Raw genomic sequence first — 15,463 nt, 5'->3', positions numbered from 1 at the left:
CGAGCCAGGGCCCGCCGCCGTCAGCCCGCCAGGAAGCTCGTGACGGCGCCGTGCAGCGCCGCGAGGTCCTCGACGTGCACGAGTTCGCGGACCGAGTGCATCGAGAGCAGCCCGACGCCGATGTCGACCGTGGGGATCCCGAGCCGGGTCGCCGCGATCGGACCGATCGTGGAGCCGCCCGGGATCGTGTTGACGTTCACGAACGGCTGGTACGCCACCCCGGCCGCGTCGCAGGCCGCAGCGAAGACGGCTTCGCCCTTCGCCTCGGTCATGTAGCGCTGGTTCGCGCTGATCTTGAGGAGCGGACCGCCGCCCGGCCGCGGCCGGTTGGTCGGGTCGTGCTTCTCCGCGTAGTTCGGGTGCACCAGGTGCCCGGCGTCGCTCGAGAGCAGCCACGAGGCGCGGAACGCCCGGGCGGCCTCGGAGCGGGTGGCGCCGAGGCCCTCCTGCACGCGGCCGAGGACGTCCTCGAGGAACGGGCCGCCCGCGCCGGACGGGGTCGCGGAGCCGACCTCTTCGTGGTCGAACGCCGCGAACACCGGGATGTGCTCACCGTCGGTCGGGGCGTCGATGATCCCGCGGAGTCCGGCGTGCACGCTGGTGAGGTTGTCCATCCGGCCCGACGCCAGGAACGACCCGTCGATCCCGACCCGCGCGGGAGCCTGCGTGTCGGCCAGGAAGAGGTCCCACGAGACGGCGGTCTCCCCGACGCGGCCGCGGAGCCACTGCAGCGCGTCGACGCCGCCGGCAGCGGTGCCGTCCGTGCCGACCACGGGAAGGGTGTGCCGCTGCCGGTCGATCTCGTTCCCGGCGTTGACGCCGCGGTCGAGGTGGATCGCGAGGTTCGGGATCCGGGCGACGGCGTCGGTGTCGAGCAGCGTGACCGTGCCGTCGGCGTGGACGACCCGGCCGGCGATCCGCAGGTCCCGGTCGAACCACGTCGACAGGATCGGACCGCCGTAGACCTCGACGTTCAACTGCTCCCAGCCGCCGACACGGACGACGGGGTTCGGCTTGATGCGGAAGCCGGGGGAGTCGGTGTGCGCGCCGAGGATGCGGAACGGGGTGGTCGCGGTCGCCCCGGTCGGGACGCGCCAGGCGATCACCGCGCCGTCACGGACGACGACGTACGCGCCGGGCTCGGTCGGCCAGGCGTCCTGCTCGGCGAGCTCGGCGAAGCCGGCGGCGACGAGCCGGTCGCGGGTCACGGCCGCGGCGTGGAACGCCGTCGGCGACTCGGTGACGAAGTGGGCGAACTCGGAGGCGATGGCGTCGACGGTCACCCGACCATCGTGGCACGGGACGCGCCCTGCGGACGCGCCCCGGCCCTCCCGGATGGTGCTCTGGACGTCAGCTCTGGCTGTGACCGGCCGAGCCGAGGATCTTCGCGGCCTCGCCCACGCGGGCGGCCATCGCCGTCTCGGCGACCTTGCCCCATGCGCGCGGGTCGTACTGCTTCTTGTTGCCGACCTCGCCGTCGATCTTCAGGACGCCCTCGTAGTTGGTGAACATCGACCCGGCGATCGAGCGTGTGAACGCGTACTGCGTGTCGGTGTCGATGTTCATCTTGATGACGCCGTTGCGGACCGCCTCGGAGATCTCGTCGTCGGTCGAGCCGGAGCCGCCGTGGAAGACGAGGTCGAGGGGGTTCTCGCCGGTGCCGTGCTTCGCCGCGACCGCTGCCTGGATCTCGCCGAGGAGCTCGGGTCGGAGCTTCACGTTGCCCGGCTTGTAGACGCCGTGCACGTTGCCGAAGGTGAGGGCGGCGATCCAGCGGCCCTTGTCGCCCAGGCCGAGGGCGTCGACGACGCGCTCCACGTCACCGGAGGTCGTGTACAGGGCGTCGTTCGTGCCCTCGTGCTCGACACCGTCCTCCTCGCCGCCGACGACGCCGATCTCGACCTCGAGGATGGCGTTGATGTTGCGGGTCTTCTCGATCATGGTGCGGGCGATCTCGATGTTCTCGTCGAGGGGCACGGCCGAGCCGTCCCACATGTGCGACTGGAAGATCGGGTTGCGGCCGTGGCGGACCTCTTCCTCGCTCGCCGCGATGAGCGGGAGGACGAAGCCGTCGAGGGCGTCCTTCGGGCAGTGGTCCGTGTGCAGCGCCACCGTGATGGGGTAGTTCTTGGCGACCTCGTGCGCGAACTTGGCCATCGCGAGGGCACCGGCGGCACGGTTCTTGACGGTGTGGCCGGCGAAGTAGTCGGCACCACCCGTCGTGACCTGCAGGATGCCGTCCGAGCCGGCCTCGGTGAGGCCCTGGAGGACCGCGTTGATGGTCTGCGACGAGGACACGTTGACCGCGGGGTAGGCGAACTTGCCGGCCTTCGCGCGGTCGATCATCTCGGCGTACTGTTCCGGCGTTGCGATGGGCACGTGGATCTCCTTCGACTCGGTGGCGTCCGAACCGATCGTAGTCAGCCGCTCCGGTGTGTGACCCCGGCACCGCTGAGTAGGCTGGCGGGCGTGACTCCCACCACTGAGACCGGCTCCCTGTTCCTCCAGCCCGACCGCAACCTGGCCCTCGAACTCGTGCGTGCGACGGAGGCAGCGGCGATCCGGGCGCAGCCGTGGGTCGGTCGTGGCGAGAAGAACCTCGCGGACGGCGCTGCCGTCGACGCGATGCGCAAGTTCCTCGGCACGGTGAACTTCGACGGCGTCGTCGTCATCGGTGAGGGCGAGAAGGACAACGCCCCGATGCTCTACAACGGCGAGCACGTCGGCAACGGGCACGGCCCGGCCTGCGACATCGCGGTCGACCCGATCGACGGCACCTCGCTCACCGCCGCCGGCCGGCAGAACGCCATCTCCGTGATGGCCGTCTCGGACCGCGGCTCGATGTACGACCCGTCCGCCGTCTTCTACATGGACAAGATCGCCGCCGGGCCCGATGGCCGCGGTGTCCTCGACCTCGAGAAGCCGATCGGGGAGAACATCCGTGCGCTGGCGAAGGCGAAGCACAAGGACCTCGAGGACATGGTCATCGCCGTGCTCGACCGTCCTCGTCACGACGAGCTGATCCGCGCGATCCGCGCGACCGGTGCCGGTACCCGGCTGCTGCTCGACGGTGACGTCGCCGGTGGCATCGCCGCGGCGCTGCCCGGCTCGCCGATCGACATGTGCGTCGGTGTCGGCGGCACCCCCGAGGGCATCATCACGGCGTGCGCGATCAAGGCGCTCGGTGGTGTGATCCTCGGCAAGCTCCAGCCGAAGGACGACGAGGAGCGTGAGCGCGCCATCGCCGCCGGCCACGACCTGGACAAGGTCCTCGACCAGGACGACCTGGTCACGGGCGACAACACGTTCTTCGTCGCGACGGGTGTCACCGACGGCGTGCTCGTCGACGGTGTCCGCCGCTCGCGCGGGGTCATCCACACCGACTCGCTCGTGCTGCGCTCGCGCTCGAACACGATCCGCCGCATCCAGGCGGACCACCGCGCCGAGAAGTGGTTCTGATCCGCTGACGCCGGCGCGCGCCGCCGGCGAATCCCGCACAACCAAAACCGAACTGAACCACGTGAACACGTGGTTCAGTTCGGTTTTGGTTGTGCGGGAGCGATCCGCACCGCGCGCGGCGGGCGGGCACGCCGGCGCGCGACGGTGCCCGCCGTCGCTAGTCGTCGCGGTCGGCGCCGACGAGCTCGGGCGCGGTGAGCAGGCGCGGCTCGTCCTCGATCGTGGTGGGGTCCGCGATCACCTTCGACTCGTCGAGCAGTGACAGCCGCCGCGCGCTCGGCAGCACCTGGCGTTCGAGCGACCCCACGAACCGGTTGTAGTCCACGACGCTGCCCCGGATCGCCCGCCCGAGCTTGTCCACGTGGCCGGCCATGGTCGACAGGCGGCCGTAGAGCTCCCGCGAGACCCGGAAGAGCTCACGGGCCTCAGCGGTGACGACGTCCTGCTGCCAGGAGAACGCCACCGTCTTGAGGACCGACCACAGCGTGACCGGCGAGGCGAGTGCGACCCGCTTCCGGAAGGCGTGGTCGAGCAGCCCCGGGTCGGCGGCCAGGGCGCTCGCGATGAGCGACTCCGACGGGATGAACGCCACCGTGAGCTCGGGCGAGGCGTCGTACCCGGACCAGTACTCCCGTGCGGCGAGGGCGTCCACGTGGGCGCGCAGTGCCTTGACGTGCTGCGCCATCAGCTGTGTGCGTCGGGCTCCCTCGGCGCCGACGGCGGACGCGGGGATCTCCATCGCCTGCAGGTAGGCGCTGAACGGCACCTTGGCGTCGACGGCGATGCTCTTGCCGCCGGGCAGGTGCACGATCATGTCGGGGCGTGCGGCGCCGGCCGACGTGGTGACGGAGGACTGCACGTCGAAGTCGACGCGTTCCAGGAGTCCCGCCGCCTCGACCACGTTCCGGAGCTGCGTCTCGCCCCAGACCCCGCGGGTGTTGTTGGCGGAGAGTGCGCTCGCGAGCGTCTCCGCGGTGGCTCGCAGACGCTCTTCGGACTCGGCGGCCGATCGCAGCTGCGTCGAGATCGCGCCGTACTGCTCGCTGCGGGAGCGTTCGAGCTCGGCGATCTTGGCGCGCATCACGTCGAGGGTGTCCGCGACGGGGCTGAGCGCGGTGAGCACCTTCGACTCGTCCTGCGCCCGGGCGGACTCGGCGCCGTGCATGCGCTGCACGAGGTGCTCGAGCTCGGCCGCCCGCCGTTCCAGCGAGTCGACCTGTCGCCGGTACTGGGTGTCCTGCGCGTCGAGGCGGTCGTCGGCGTCGCGACGGACCTCTTCCAACCGAGCGCGGAGCGCATCAGCCGTCGCGGAGGCGGCGCCGGCGCGGCTCCGGGCGGACGACCACGCGACGGCGGCGCCCGCGAGCGCGCCGATCAGGAGGCCGATGAGCAGGGCGGGGAAGTCCATGACCAGACCTTCCCAGGACCCACCGACACCCGCTGGCAGGACGCGGGGCGAGCCTCCAGGCCGGCCGGTGCAGCCGTCGAGACGGCGTCCGAAACCATGTCATGACATTAAGCCAAGGAAGGTGTACAGTCGTGATCGTCCGCCGATGAAGCCGCACGGAAGGTCCCTCACGTCGCATGACGAACGAAGCTCCCCACGCCTACGACGTGATCACGATGGGTCGCGTGAGCGTCGACATCTACCCCCAGCAGACGGGCCCGCTCGAGGACGTCGCGACGTTCTCGAAGTCCGTCGGGGGCAGCGCCACGAACGTCGCCATCGCCGCAGCCCGGCACGGCGCCGACGCCGCCGTCATCACCCGCACGGGCAACGACCCGTTCGGTCGGTACATCGCCCGCACGCTCCCGGAGTTCGGCGTCGCCAACGCGTTCATCGACACCGTCGAGGGGCTGAACACCCCCGTCGCCTTCTGCGAGATCTTCCCGCCGGACGACTTCCCGCTCTACTTCTACCGGGCCCCGAAGGCGCCGGACCTGATGATCACCGCGAAGTCCCTCCCGCTGCACGAGATCGAGCGCGCGAAGGTGTTCTGGACCACGGTGACCGGCCTCAGCGAGGAGCCGAGCCGCAGCGCGCACCACGTCGCCTTCCAGGCGCGGACCGAGGCGAAGGCCCCGACAGCCCTCCACACCGTCCTCGACCTGGACTACCGCTCGATGTTCTGGTCCTCGCCGGCAGCCGCGACGCGGGAGGTGGCGGTCGCCCTCGAGCACGCCACCGTCGCCGTGGGCAACCGCGAGGAGTGCGAGGTCGCCGTCGGCGAGACCGACCCGGTCCGCGCGGCCGACGCCCTGCTCGAGCGCGGCGTCGAGATCGCCATCGTCAAGCAGGGGCCGAAGGGCGTCCTCGCGAAGACCCGGGACGAGTTCGTCGAGCTCCGCCCGCACCACATCGACGTCGTCAACGGGCTCGGCTCGGGCGACGGCTTCGGCGGGGCGCTCACCCACGGCCTGCTGCAGGGCTGGGGCCTCGAGCGGATCCTGGCCTTCGCGAACGCGGCCGGTGCCATCGTCGCCACGCGGTTCGAGTGCTCGACGGCGATGCCGACGAGCGACGAGATCGAGACGTTCCTGCAGGAGAACCCGACGGAAGAGGCCATCCATGCCTGAGATCAGCCACGCTGACTTCGCCCGGCTGCGCGACGTCCGCGCCGCCCACCCGGAGCGGGTGCAGGCCGCGCTCGACGGTCGTCGCAAGCGCGACCTGCTCGCCGACGACGGCAAGCTCTTCATCGTCGCCGCCGACCACCCGGCACGCGGTGCCCTGGCCGTGCGGGACGACGAGTCCGCGATGGCGGACCGGTACGACCTGCTCGAACGGCTCGTGGTCGCCGTCAGCCGCCCCGGCGTGGACGGGGTGCTCGGCACGCCGGACATCCTCGAGGACCTGGCGCTCCTCGGCGCCCTCGACGACAAGGTCGTCGTCGGCTCGATGAACCGCGGCGGGCTCCGTGGGGCGTCGTTCGAGATGGACGACCGCTACACCGCGTACTCGGCGCGCTCGATCAAGGACGCCGGCCTCGACTTCGCCAAGCTGCTCGTGCGGATCAACCTCGCCGATGCCGGCACGGCACCGACGCTCGAGGCGACGGCACGGGCGGTCACCGAGGCGGCGGCGAACGGCCTGCCGATCATGCTCGAGCCGTTCATGTCCACCTGGCGGGACGGCAAGGTCGTGAACGACCTGACCGCCGACGCCGTGATCACCTCGATGGCCATCGCCGCGGGCCTCGGCGAGACCAGCGCCTACAGCTGGCTGAAGATCCCCGTCGTCGACGACATGGAGCGGGTGATGGCGGCGACGACGCTGCCGACGCTCCTGCTCGGCGGCGACCCGTCGAGCAAGCCGCTCGAGACGTACGCGAAGTGGGCGGACGCTCTGGCCCTGCCCGGCGTCCGCGGCCTCGTCGTCGGCCGCACCCTGCTGTACCCGCCGGACGGGGACGTCGCCGCCGCGGTGGACGTCGCCGCGGGCCTCGTCCACACCGGCACGAGCACCCACCACGAAGACGTGACCACCACCACTCTCGAAGGAACCAACGCATGACCATCTCGGACACCGTCACCACGACGATCGGCCACTGGATCGACGGCAAGCGCGTCGAGTCCACCTCGGGCAACGCCGCCCCGGTCTACGACCCGGCGATCGGCGTCGCCACGAAGCAGGTCGCCCTCGCGAACGAGGACGAGATCCAGGCGGCGATCGCCAGCGCGAAGGCGGCGTTCCCGGCGTGGGGCAACCTCTCGCTCGCCAAGCGCCAGCAGATCCTCTTCGCGTTCCGCGAGATCCTGAACCGCGACAAGGCCGAGCTCGCCGAGATCATCACCAGCGAGCACGGCAAGGTCATCGACGACGCGCTCGGCGAGATCGCCCGCGGGCAGGAAGTGGTCGAGCTCGCGACGAGCATCCCGCAGCTGCTCAAGGGCGAGTTCAGCGACCAGGTCTCGACCGGCATCGACGTGTACTCGATCCGTCAGCCGCTCGGCGTCGTCGGCATCATCAGCCCGTTCAACTTCCCGGCGATGGTCCCGCTGTGGTTCCTGCCGATCGCGATCGCGGCGGGCAACACCGTGGTGCTGAAGCCGAGCGAGAAGGACCCGAGCGCCGCCATCTGGCTCGCCGAGAAGTTCAAGGAAGCCGGGCTCCCGGACGGCGTCTTCAACGTGCTGAACGGCGACAAGGCCTCCGTCGACGGGCTCCTCACGAGCCCGGACGTCGAGTCGATCTCGTTCGTCGGCTCGACCCCGATCGCGCAGTACGTCTACGAGACCGGCACGAAGCACGGCAAGCGCGTGCAGGCGCTCGGCGGCGCGAAGAACCACATGCTCGTGCTGCCGGACGCCGACCTCGACCTCGTCGCGGACAACGCGATCAACGCGGGCTTCGGCTCCGCCGGTGAGCGCTGCATGGCGATCTCCGTCGTCGTCGCCGTCGAGCCCGTCGCCGACGAGCTCATCGAGAAGATCACGGAGCGCGCGGCCACGCTGCGGATCGGTGACGGTCGTCGCGGCTGCGACATGGGTCCGCTCGTGACGAAGCAGCACCGCGACAAGGTCGCGTCCTACATCGAGGTCGCCGAGCAGGACGGTGCGGTGGTCGTCGTCGACGGCCGCGACGTGCAGCCCGACGGTGACGCGAACGGCTTCTGGCTCGGCCCGACGCTGATCGACCAGGTGCCGACCACCAGCCGCGTCTACACCGAGGAGATCTTCGGCCCGGTGCTGTCGATCGTCCGCGTGGCCACCTACGAAGAGGGCCTCGAGCTCATCAACAGCGGTGCGTTCGGCAACGGCACCGCGATCTTCACCAACGACGGTGGCGCCGCCCGCCGCTTCCAGCGCGACGTGCAGGTCGGCATGATCGGCATCAACGTGCCGATCCCGGTCCCGGTCGCGTACTACTCGTTCGGCGGCTGGAAGAACTCGCTGTTCGGCGACCACAAGGCGTACGGCGCCGACGGCGTGAGCTTCTTCACCCGCCAGAAGGCGATCACGAGCCGCTGGCTGGACCCGTCGCACGGGGGCATCAACCTCGGCTTCCCGTCGAACAACTGACCCGGACGAAGGCGATGACGCAGGAACAGCAGCAGCAGGACTCCTGGTTCGTCCCGCGGGGCAGCCGCCCCGACGCGGGCTGGACCGACGTGGTCGACGGTCGCATCGAGGGGTGGGCGCACACCGGTCTCCGGACCGGGACGCTGACCGACGGCGGCGAGCTGCGCCTCCCGGCCGACGCCGTGGAACGCATCGTCGTGCCGCTGGCCGGCAGCTTCACGGTCACGTACGGCGGCGGCGTGCAGACCCTCGAAGGACGCGCCAGCGTCTTCGACGGTCCGACCGACGTCCTCTACCTCGGATCCGGGACGGAGGCGCGGATCACCGGAGCAGGTCGCGTGGCGGTCGCGGAAGCGCCCACCGACACGGTCAAGCCCACCACGTACCTGCCCCGGCAGGACGTGCCCGTGGAGCTCCGCGGCGCCGGCCAGTCGAGCCGCCAGGTGCACAACTTCGGCACCCCGGCAGCACTCGACGCGGTCAAGTTCATCGTGTGCGAGGTGATCACGCCGGCCGGCAACTGGTCGTCGTACCCGCCCCACAAGCACGACACGAACGTGCCGGGGGAGGAGTCGAACCTCGAGGAGATCTACTACTACGAGTCCGCGGTGACCCGCGGTGCGGAAGGGGTGGCGCCGGAGACCGCCGACCCGTTCGCCCTGCACCGGACCTACGCCTCGGACGACCGCGCGATCGACGAGTTCCGCGAGGTCCGCACCGGCGACATCGCCCTGGTGCCGTACGGCTGGCACGGTCCGGCCGTCGCGGCCCCTGGCTACGACATGTACTACCTCAACGTGATGGCCGGGCCGGATCCGGAGCGCGTCTGGAACATCACCGACGACCCCGCCCACGGCTGGGTCCGCCAGGTGTGGGCGAGCGAGACGCTCGACCCGCGCCTGCCGTACGGCAAGGAGGAAGTCCGATGACGACCACGCGTCGGATGACGGTCGGCCAGGCACTCGTCGAGTTCCTCGCCAACCAGTGGACCGTCGACGGCGACGTCCGCGAACGGACGATCCCGGGGATCTTCGGGATCTTCGGGCACGGCAACGTCGCGGGTCTCGGACAGGCGATCAAGCAGCTCCACGTCGAGCAGCCCGGTCTCCTGCCGTACCACCAGGCCCGCAACGAGCAGGCGATGGTGCACGAGGCCGTCGGATTCGCGCGCATGCACCGCCGCCGTGCGACTTTCGCCTCGACGGCGTCGGTCGGGCCCGGTGCCGCGAACATGCTCACCGCGGCCGCCCTCGCGACCACGAACCGCCTGCCGGCGCTGCTCCTGCCGTCCGACACCTTCGCGACGCGCACCACCGACCCGGTGCTGCAGCAGATCGAGATGCCGCACGACACCTCGATCCAGGTCACGGACGCGTTCCGCCCGCTGTCCCGCTACTTCGACCGCGTCGAGCGTCCGGAGCAGCTGTTCTCGATCGCGCTCGCCGCGATGCGCGTGCTCACCGACCCGGCGGAGACCGGCGCGGTGACGATCGCGTTGCCGGAGGACGTGCAGGCGGAGGAGTTCGACGTCCCCGTCGCGTTCCTGCAGTCGCGGGAGTGGCACATCCGTCGTCCGCTGCCGGAGCACGGACCCCTGGCCCGTGCGGTCGCGGCGATCCGGGACGCGAAGCGCCCGGTGATCGTCGCCGGTGGCGGGGTCCTCTACGCGGACGCTGCTCCCGAGCTCGCCGCGTTCGTCGAGGCGACCGGCATCCCGGTCGGCACCTCGCAGGCGGGTGGCGGCTCGCTCACGTGGGACCACCCGCAGTACCTCGGCGGCATCGGTGCGACCGGCACGGCCGCCGCGAACGCGATCGCCGCCTCCGCAGACGTGGTGATCGGGATCGGCACCCGGTACAGCGACTTCACGACGGCGTCGCGGACCGCGTTCCAGGACCCGGACGTCACGTTCGTCAACGTGAACGTGGCCGCGTTCGACGCGTACAAGCACGGCACGCAGCTGCCGCTGGTCGCCGACGCCCGGGAGGCCCTGGTCGCGTTGACCGCGTCGCTCGCGGACCCGGCGTTCACCGTGGACGCGGAGTACGCCGCGGAGATCGCGTCGCGGAAGCAGGACTGGGACGCCCTGGTGGACGCCGCGTTCGCGCCGTCCGGCAACGCCCTGCCCGGCCAGCCGGAGATCATCGGCGCGGTGCAGGAGGTCTCCGACCCGCGTGACGTCGTGATCCAGGCCGCGGGCTCGCTGCCCGGCGACCTGCACAAGCTGTGGCGCGTGCGGGACGAGCTCGGCTACCACGTCGAGTACGCGTTCTCGTGCATGGGCTACGAGATCGCCGGTGGCATCGGCGTCCGCCGTGGCGCCCCCGACCGGGACGCGATCGTGATGGTCGGCGACGGCTCCTACCTGATGCTGCACACCGAGCTCGTCACGGCCGTGGCCGAGGGCATCAAGATCATCGTCGTGCTCATCCAGAACCACGGCTACGCGTCGATCGGGCACCTGTCCGAGACCGTCGGGTCCGAGCGCTTCGGCACGAAGTACCGCTACCTCGACGAGACCGAGTCCTTCGAGAACGGCGAGCCGCTGCCCGTCGACCTGGCGGCGAACGCGCGCTCCTACGGCGTCGACGTGATCGAGGTCCAGCCCGGGCCCGACGCCATCGAGGACCTCAAGGCCGCGGTGCGCCAGGCGAAGGCGAACGACCACACCACGCTCGTGCACGTCAACTCGGACCCGCTCGTCTACGCCCCCGACGGCGCCGGCTGGTGGGACGTCCCGGTCGCGCAGACCTCGACGCTGCCGAGTACCCAGGCCGCCCGCACCGCCTACGAGCAGCAGGTCGCGAACCAGCGGCCCCTGCTCGGCTGACCCCTCCGACACAGAAAGCGACAGCGACGTCATGACCGACACCGCCACCCCCATCGGCAATCCCTCGACGGACGCAGCGCCGGCCTCCATCCGGATCGGCACCGCGCCGGACTCGTGGGGCGTCTGGTTTCCCGACGACCCGAAGCAGGTCCCGTGGCAGCGCTTCCTCGACGAGGCGGCCGCGGCGGGCTACCAGTGGATCGAGCTCGGCCCGTACGGGTACCTGCCGACCGACCCCGCCCAGCTCTCCGACGAGCTCGAGTCCCGCGGGCTCGAGCTCTCGGCAGGCACGGTCTTCACCGGGTTCCACAAGGGCGAGGACCAGTTCCAGCGCGCGTGGGACCAGGCCGTGGCGGTCGCCGGCCTCGCGTCGAAGCTCGGCGCGGAACACCTCGTGACGATCCCGGACCTCTGGCGCTCCGATGCGACGGAGGAAGTGCTCGAGTCGCGCACGCTGACCGACGAGCAGTGGGAGCGCCTCGGCAAGGGACACGACCAGCTCGGCAAGGCGCTGCTCGAGGAGTACGGCGTCCACCAGCAGTTCCACACGCACGCGGACAGCCACGTCGGGACGTACAAGGAGACGGTGCGCTTCCTCGAGGTCACGAACCCCGAGTACACGAACCTCTGCCTCGACACCGGGCACTTCGCCTACTACGGGGGCGACAACCTGAAGCTGATCGCGGAGCACCCCGAGCGCATCGGCTACCTGCACCTCAAGCAGGTGGACACCGACCTGCTCTTCGACGTGCTGAAGAACGACGTGCCGTTCGCCACCGCCGTGTCCCAGGGCATCATGACCGAGCCCCCGCACGGCGTCCCCGCGCTCGCGCCGATCATCGAGGCGGTCGCGGCGATCAACCCGGACGTCTTCGGCATCGTCGAGCAGGACATGTACGGCTGCTCGGTCGACGCCCCCGGCCCGATCGCCGACCGCACCTTCCAGCACATCCTCGGTTCGACGTCCGCAGCCCGCGCGTCCTGAGCCGTCCACCAGCAGCACTCCACCACCGCAGGAGCACACCATGAGCACCACTGACAACCTCCGCGTCGCCGTCGTCGGCGCGGGCGCGATGGGCAGCGACCACATCCGTCGCATCACCTCGACCATCGCGGGCGCCGACGTCGTCGCGATCGTCGACCCGGACACGGCGCGCGCCACGGCCGCCGCCGCGAAGGCCCCCGGCGCGATCACCGCCGCCTCCTTCGAGGAAGCGCTCGACGCCACCGGGATCGACGCCGTCATCGTCGCGACGCCGGGCTTCCTGCACGAGCCGGTTCTCGTGCCGGCGCTCGAGCGCGGCCTCGCCGTGCTCTGCGAGAAGCCCCTCACGACGAGCGCCGAGGACTCCCTCCGGATCGTGGAGCTCGAGCAGGCCACGGCGGACCGCCCGAAGATCCAGGTCGGCTTCATGCGCCGCTTCGACAAGGGCTACCAGGAGCTCAAGGCGCTCCGCGAGTCCGGCTCGAACGGCGCTCTCCTCGCGCTGCACCACGCGCACCGGAACCCGACCACGCCGCCGAACTTCAGCGAGTCGATGCTCATCCACGACTCGGTGATCCACGAGATCGACATCATCCCGTTCATCACCGGCGAGGCGATCACGAGCGTGGAGGTCAAGAAGCCGCGGAAGAACTCCCTGGCCCCGGCCGACCTGCCCGAGCCGCAGTTCGTCCTGTTCACCACCGAGTCCGGCACCATGGCGATCGTCGAGATCAACGTGAACGCCCAGTTCGGCTACCAGGTGACGACCGACGCCGTCTTCGAGTCCGGCGTGGCGTACATCGGGCGGGAGACCTCGCTGAACCTCGTGTCGCAGGGGGTCTCCGGCCAGGGCGTGACCCCGTCGTTCGTCGAGCGGTTCGGTGCGGCCTACGACGAAGAGGTCCAGCGCTGGGTGGACGCCGCCAAGCAGGGCGGCATCGACGGCCCGAGCGCCTGGGACGGCTACACGGCATCCGTCGTGGCCGAGGTCGCGGTCCGTGCGCAGCAGTCCGGCGCACTCGAGTCGGTCACCTACGCCACCGCGAAGCCGGCGTTCTACGACGCCGGTGCGAACGCACTCGCGGGGGCCTGATGCCGAAGATCGCCCTCGACCCGACCCCCTTCCACCACGACCTGTCGCTGCTGGAGTTCCCGCAGAAGGTCGCGGACCTCGGCTACGAGTACCTGCAGCTGACCCCGCACAAGGACTTCATCCCGTTCTTCCGCCACCCGAAGGCCGACGACGACCTCGTCGACGCCTTCGCCGCGGCGTGCACGGACGCCGGGGTCCAGGTGGCGAGCGTCCTGCCGGTGCTCCGCTGGTCGGGCCCCGACCGTGAGACCCGCGAGACCGCGGTCAAGCAGTGGAAGCGCGTCATCGAGATCACGAAGCGCCTCGGTGTGGACACGATCAACACCGAGTTCTCCGGCCGTCCCGAGCGTGCCGAGGAGTCCGAGGCGCAGTTCTACTGGGCCATGGAGGAGCTCCTGCCGATCATCGAGGACGCGGACCTCCGCGTGCTGATCGACCCCCACCCGGACGACTTCGTCGAGGACGGCCTCGAAGCGCTCCGCGTCATCCGCGGGCTGAACTCGAAGCACGTCGGCTTCGTCTACGTCGCGTGCCACACCTTCCACTACGGCGGGGACATGGACGCGATCATCGACGCCGCCGGCGACTCGCTCCAGCTGGTCCACGTCGCCGACGCCTTCGACCACAACCGGTCGCACGGCCTCCGGTACATCACCAACCCGCCGGGCAACGCCGTGCGTGTCCACCAGCACCTCCCGGTGGGCCAGGGCGACGTCGACTTCGACCGGTTCTGGGCCGCGCTCGACCGCGTGGGGTTCACCGCGCGGGAGGACACGGTCGCCGTGTCGAGCGTCTTCGCCGAGGACGAGAACGCCGACGAGGTCTCGCGCTTCCAACTCGACACGATCACGAAGGGACTGCACCGATGACGAACACCCTCGACACACCGGTCACCACCGAGACCGACGCCCGCCCGGTCACCCGCCAGGCGGCGGAGCAGACCCCGACCGCGCTGTGGAACGACTCCGCCGACCCGCGCGAGCTCGCCACCGCGATCACCGAGTACGGAGCCGTCGGCGCCACCTGCAACCCGGTCATCGCCTACACCTGCATCAAGCAGGACCCGGAGACCTGGGTGCCGCGGATCCGGCAGATCGCAGCCGAGCACCCGACCGCGGGGGAGTCCTGGATCGGCTGGAAGGCCGTCGAGGAGCTCTCGATCGCCGCGGCCGCACAGCTGCTGCCCGCGTTCGAGGCGTCGGGTGGGCGCAACGGCCGGCTCTCGATGCAGACCGACCCGCGCTTCCACCGCGACCAGGACGCACTGGTCGAGCAGGCGGTGCGGTTCTCCGGGCTCGCGCCGAACATCATCGTGAAGATCCCGGCGACGAAGACCGGCATCGCCGCGATCGAGGAAGCGGCCTACCGCGGTGTCTCGATCAACGCGACGGTGTCGTTCTCGGTCGCCCAGGTCGTCGCCGTCGGAGAGGCGATCGAGCGCGCGCTCGACCGTCGCGCCGCCGACGGCCTGCCGGAGCAGGAGTTCGGCCACGTGGTGACGCTGATGGCGGGTCGCCTCGACGACTGGCTGAAGACGGTCGTCAAGCGCGACCACGTCATGATCGACCCCGGGTACCTCGAGTGGGCCGGCGTCGCGGCGGTGAAGAACGCGTACCGGGTCTTCCGGGAGCGCGGCTTCCGATCCCGTGTGCTCGTCGCCGCGTTCCGCAACGCCCTGCAGTGGTCCGAGTTCCAGGGCGGCGACCTCGTGGTCTCCCCGCCCTTCCAGTGGTCGAAGGACATCAACGCGAACGCGTTCCCGTTCCGGCCGGACGCGATCGACGACGAGGTCCCGGCGCACGTGCTCGACGCGCTGCGGAAGGCGACGCCGGAGTTCGCCCGCGGCTACGACGTCGACGGCATGACCATCGACGAGTTCGAGCGGTTCGGCGCGACCGTGACGACGCTCCGCCAGTTCCTGGACGCCGATGCGCAGCTCGACGCGCTGGTGCGCGACATCATCGTGCCGGCCGTCTAGGCAGCGCGCGTCCGACGCGACACCCCACCGGCCTGGAGGCTCGGTGCCAGCTGGCACCGAGCCTCCAGGCCGTCGTGGTGTCGCCGGTCAATCCAT

At 70.6% G+C, this 15,463-nt stretch carries 13 protein-coding genes; 10 read left to right on the top strand and 3 right to left on the bottom strand.

The genetic code is table 11. The annotated features are described in order from the left end of the window. Positions 1-20: 20 nt before the first annotated feature. Complete coding sequence (locus EDF24_RS12145) at positions 21-1,283, bottom strand: M18 family aminopeptidase (RefSeq protein ID WP_123703150.1); 1,263 nt, start codon at positions 1,281-1,283, stop codon at positions 21-23. Between the two features lie 67 nt (positions 1,284-1,350). After that, positions 1,351-2,379: a class II fructose-bisphosphate aldolase gene (gene fbaA, locus EDF24_RS12140; protein WP_123654182.1), complete on the bottom strand. Its 1,029-nt coding sequence runs from the start codon at positions 2,377-2,379 to the stop codon at positions 1,351-1,353. A 90-nt stretch (positions 2,380-2,469) separates the two neighbouring features. Here fbaA and glpX point away from each other — a divergent pair, with 90 nt between their 5' ends. Further along, a complete protein-coding gene (gene glpX, locus EDF24_RS12135) occupies positions 2,470-3,459 on the top strand; it encodes a class II fructose-bisphosphatase (RefSeq protein ID WP_123654181.1) in 990 nt (329 codons plus the stop codon). 157 nt (positions 3,460-3,616) lie between these two features. On the opposite strand, the gene EDF24_RS12130 is transcribed toward glpX, so the two are convergent. Then, entirely contained in the window at positions 3,617-4,867 is a 1,251-nt protein-coding gene (locus EDF24_RS12130; RefSeq protein WP_123703147.1) for a DNA recombination protein RmuC, read from the bottom strand. 176 nt (positions 4,868-5,043) lie between these two features. Between EDF24_RS12130 and iolC the strand changes: the two genes are divergently transcribed. From iolC to EDF24_RS12085, 9 genes are read left to right on the top strand one after another with little or no spacing between them, the layout of a single operon-like run. Then, entirely contained in the window at positions 5,044-6,036 is a 993-nt protein-coding gene (iolC, locus tag EDF24_RS12125) for a 5-dehydro-2-deoxygluconokinase (RefSeq protein ID WP_123703137.1), read from the top strand. Then, a complete protein-coding gene (locus tag EDF24_RS12120; RefSeq protein WP_165931447.1) occupies positions 6,029-6,973 on the top strand; it encodes a class I fructose-bisphosphate aldolase in 945 nt (314 codons plus the stop codon). Before iolC ends, EDF24_RS12120 begins: the two co-directional genes overlap by 8 nt. After that, positions 6,970-8,481 (top strand): CoA-acylating methylmalonate-semialdehyde dehydrogenase, encoded by a 1,512-nt coding sequence (locus EDF24_RS12115; protein ID WP_123703135.1) that lies wholly within the window; start codon positions 6,970-6,972, stop codon positions 8,479-8,481. The genes EDF24_RS12120 and EDF24_RS12115 overlap by 4 nt, the downstream gene beginning before the upstream one ends. Positions 8,482-8,495: 14 nt before the next feature. Then, positions 8,496-9,410 carry a 5-deoxy-glucuronate isomerase gene (gene iolB, locus EDF24_RS12110; protein WP_123703133.1) on the top strand — a complete coding sequence of 305 codons (915 nt, stop codon included), beginning with the start codon at positions 8,496-8,498 and terminating at the stop codon, positions 9,408-9,410. Then, positions 9,407-11,311, top strand: a complete 1,905-nt coding sequence (iolD, locus tag EDF24_RS12105) for a 3D-(3,5/4)-trihydroxycyclohexane-1,2-dione acylhydrolase (decyclizing) (RefSeq protein ID WP_123703131.1) — start codon at positions 9,407-9,409, stop codon at positions 11,309-11,311. Before iolB ends, iolD begins: the two co-directional genes overlap by 4 nt. 31 nt (positions 11,312-11,342) lie before the next feature. Then, positions 11,343-12,296: a sugar phosphate isomerase/epimerase gene (locus EDF24_RS12100; RefSeq protein ID WP_123703129.1), complete on the top strand. Its 954-nt coding sequence runs from the start codon at positions 11,343-11,345 to the stop codon at positions 12,294-12,296. A 40-nt stretch (positions 12,297-12,336) separates the two neighbouring features. Beyond that, positions 12,337-13,389: a Gfo/Idh/MocA family protein gene (locus EDF24_RS12095; RefSeq protein ID WP_123703127.1), complete on the top strand. Its 1,053-nt coding sequence runs from the start codon at positions 12,337-12,339 to the stop codon at positions 13,387-13,389. Then, entirely contained in the window at positions 13,389-14,258 is an 870-nt protein-coding gene (locus EDF24_RS12090; RefSeq protein WP_123654173.1) for a sugar phosphate isomerase/epimerase, read from the top strand. The genes EDF24_RS12095 and EDF24_RS12090 overlap by 1 nt, the downstream gene beginning before the upstream one ends. Then, on the top strand, positions 14,255-15,367 hold the full coding sequence (locus EDF24_RS12085; protein WP_207909608.1) for a transaldolase family protein: 1,113 nt from the start codon (positions 14,255-14,257) through the stop codon (positions 15,365-15,367). The genes EDF24_RS12090 and EDF24_RS12085 overlap by 4 nt, the downstream gene beginning before the upstream one ends. The last annotated feature ends 96 nt before the right edge of the window (positions 15,368-15,463 follow it).

Source organism: Curtobacterium sp. PhB130 (genome assembly GCF_003755165.1).
Classification (GTDB): domain Bacteria; phylum Actinomycetota; class Actinomycetes; order Actinomycetales; family Microbacteriaceae; genus Curtobacterium.
This window is presented reverse-complemented; position numbering and strand designations above follow the sequence as displayed.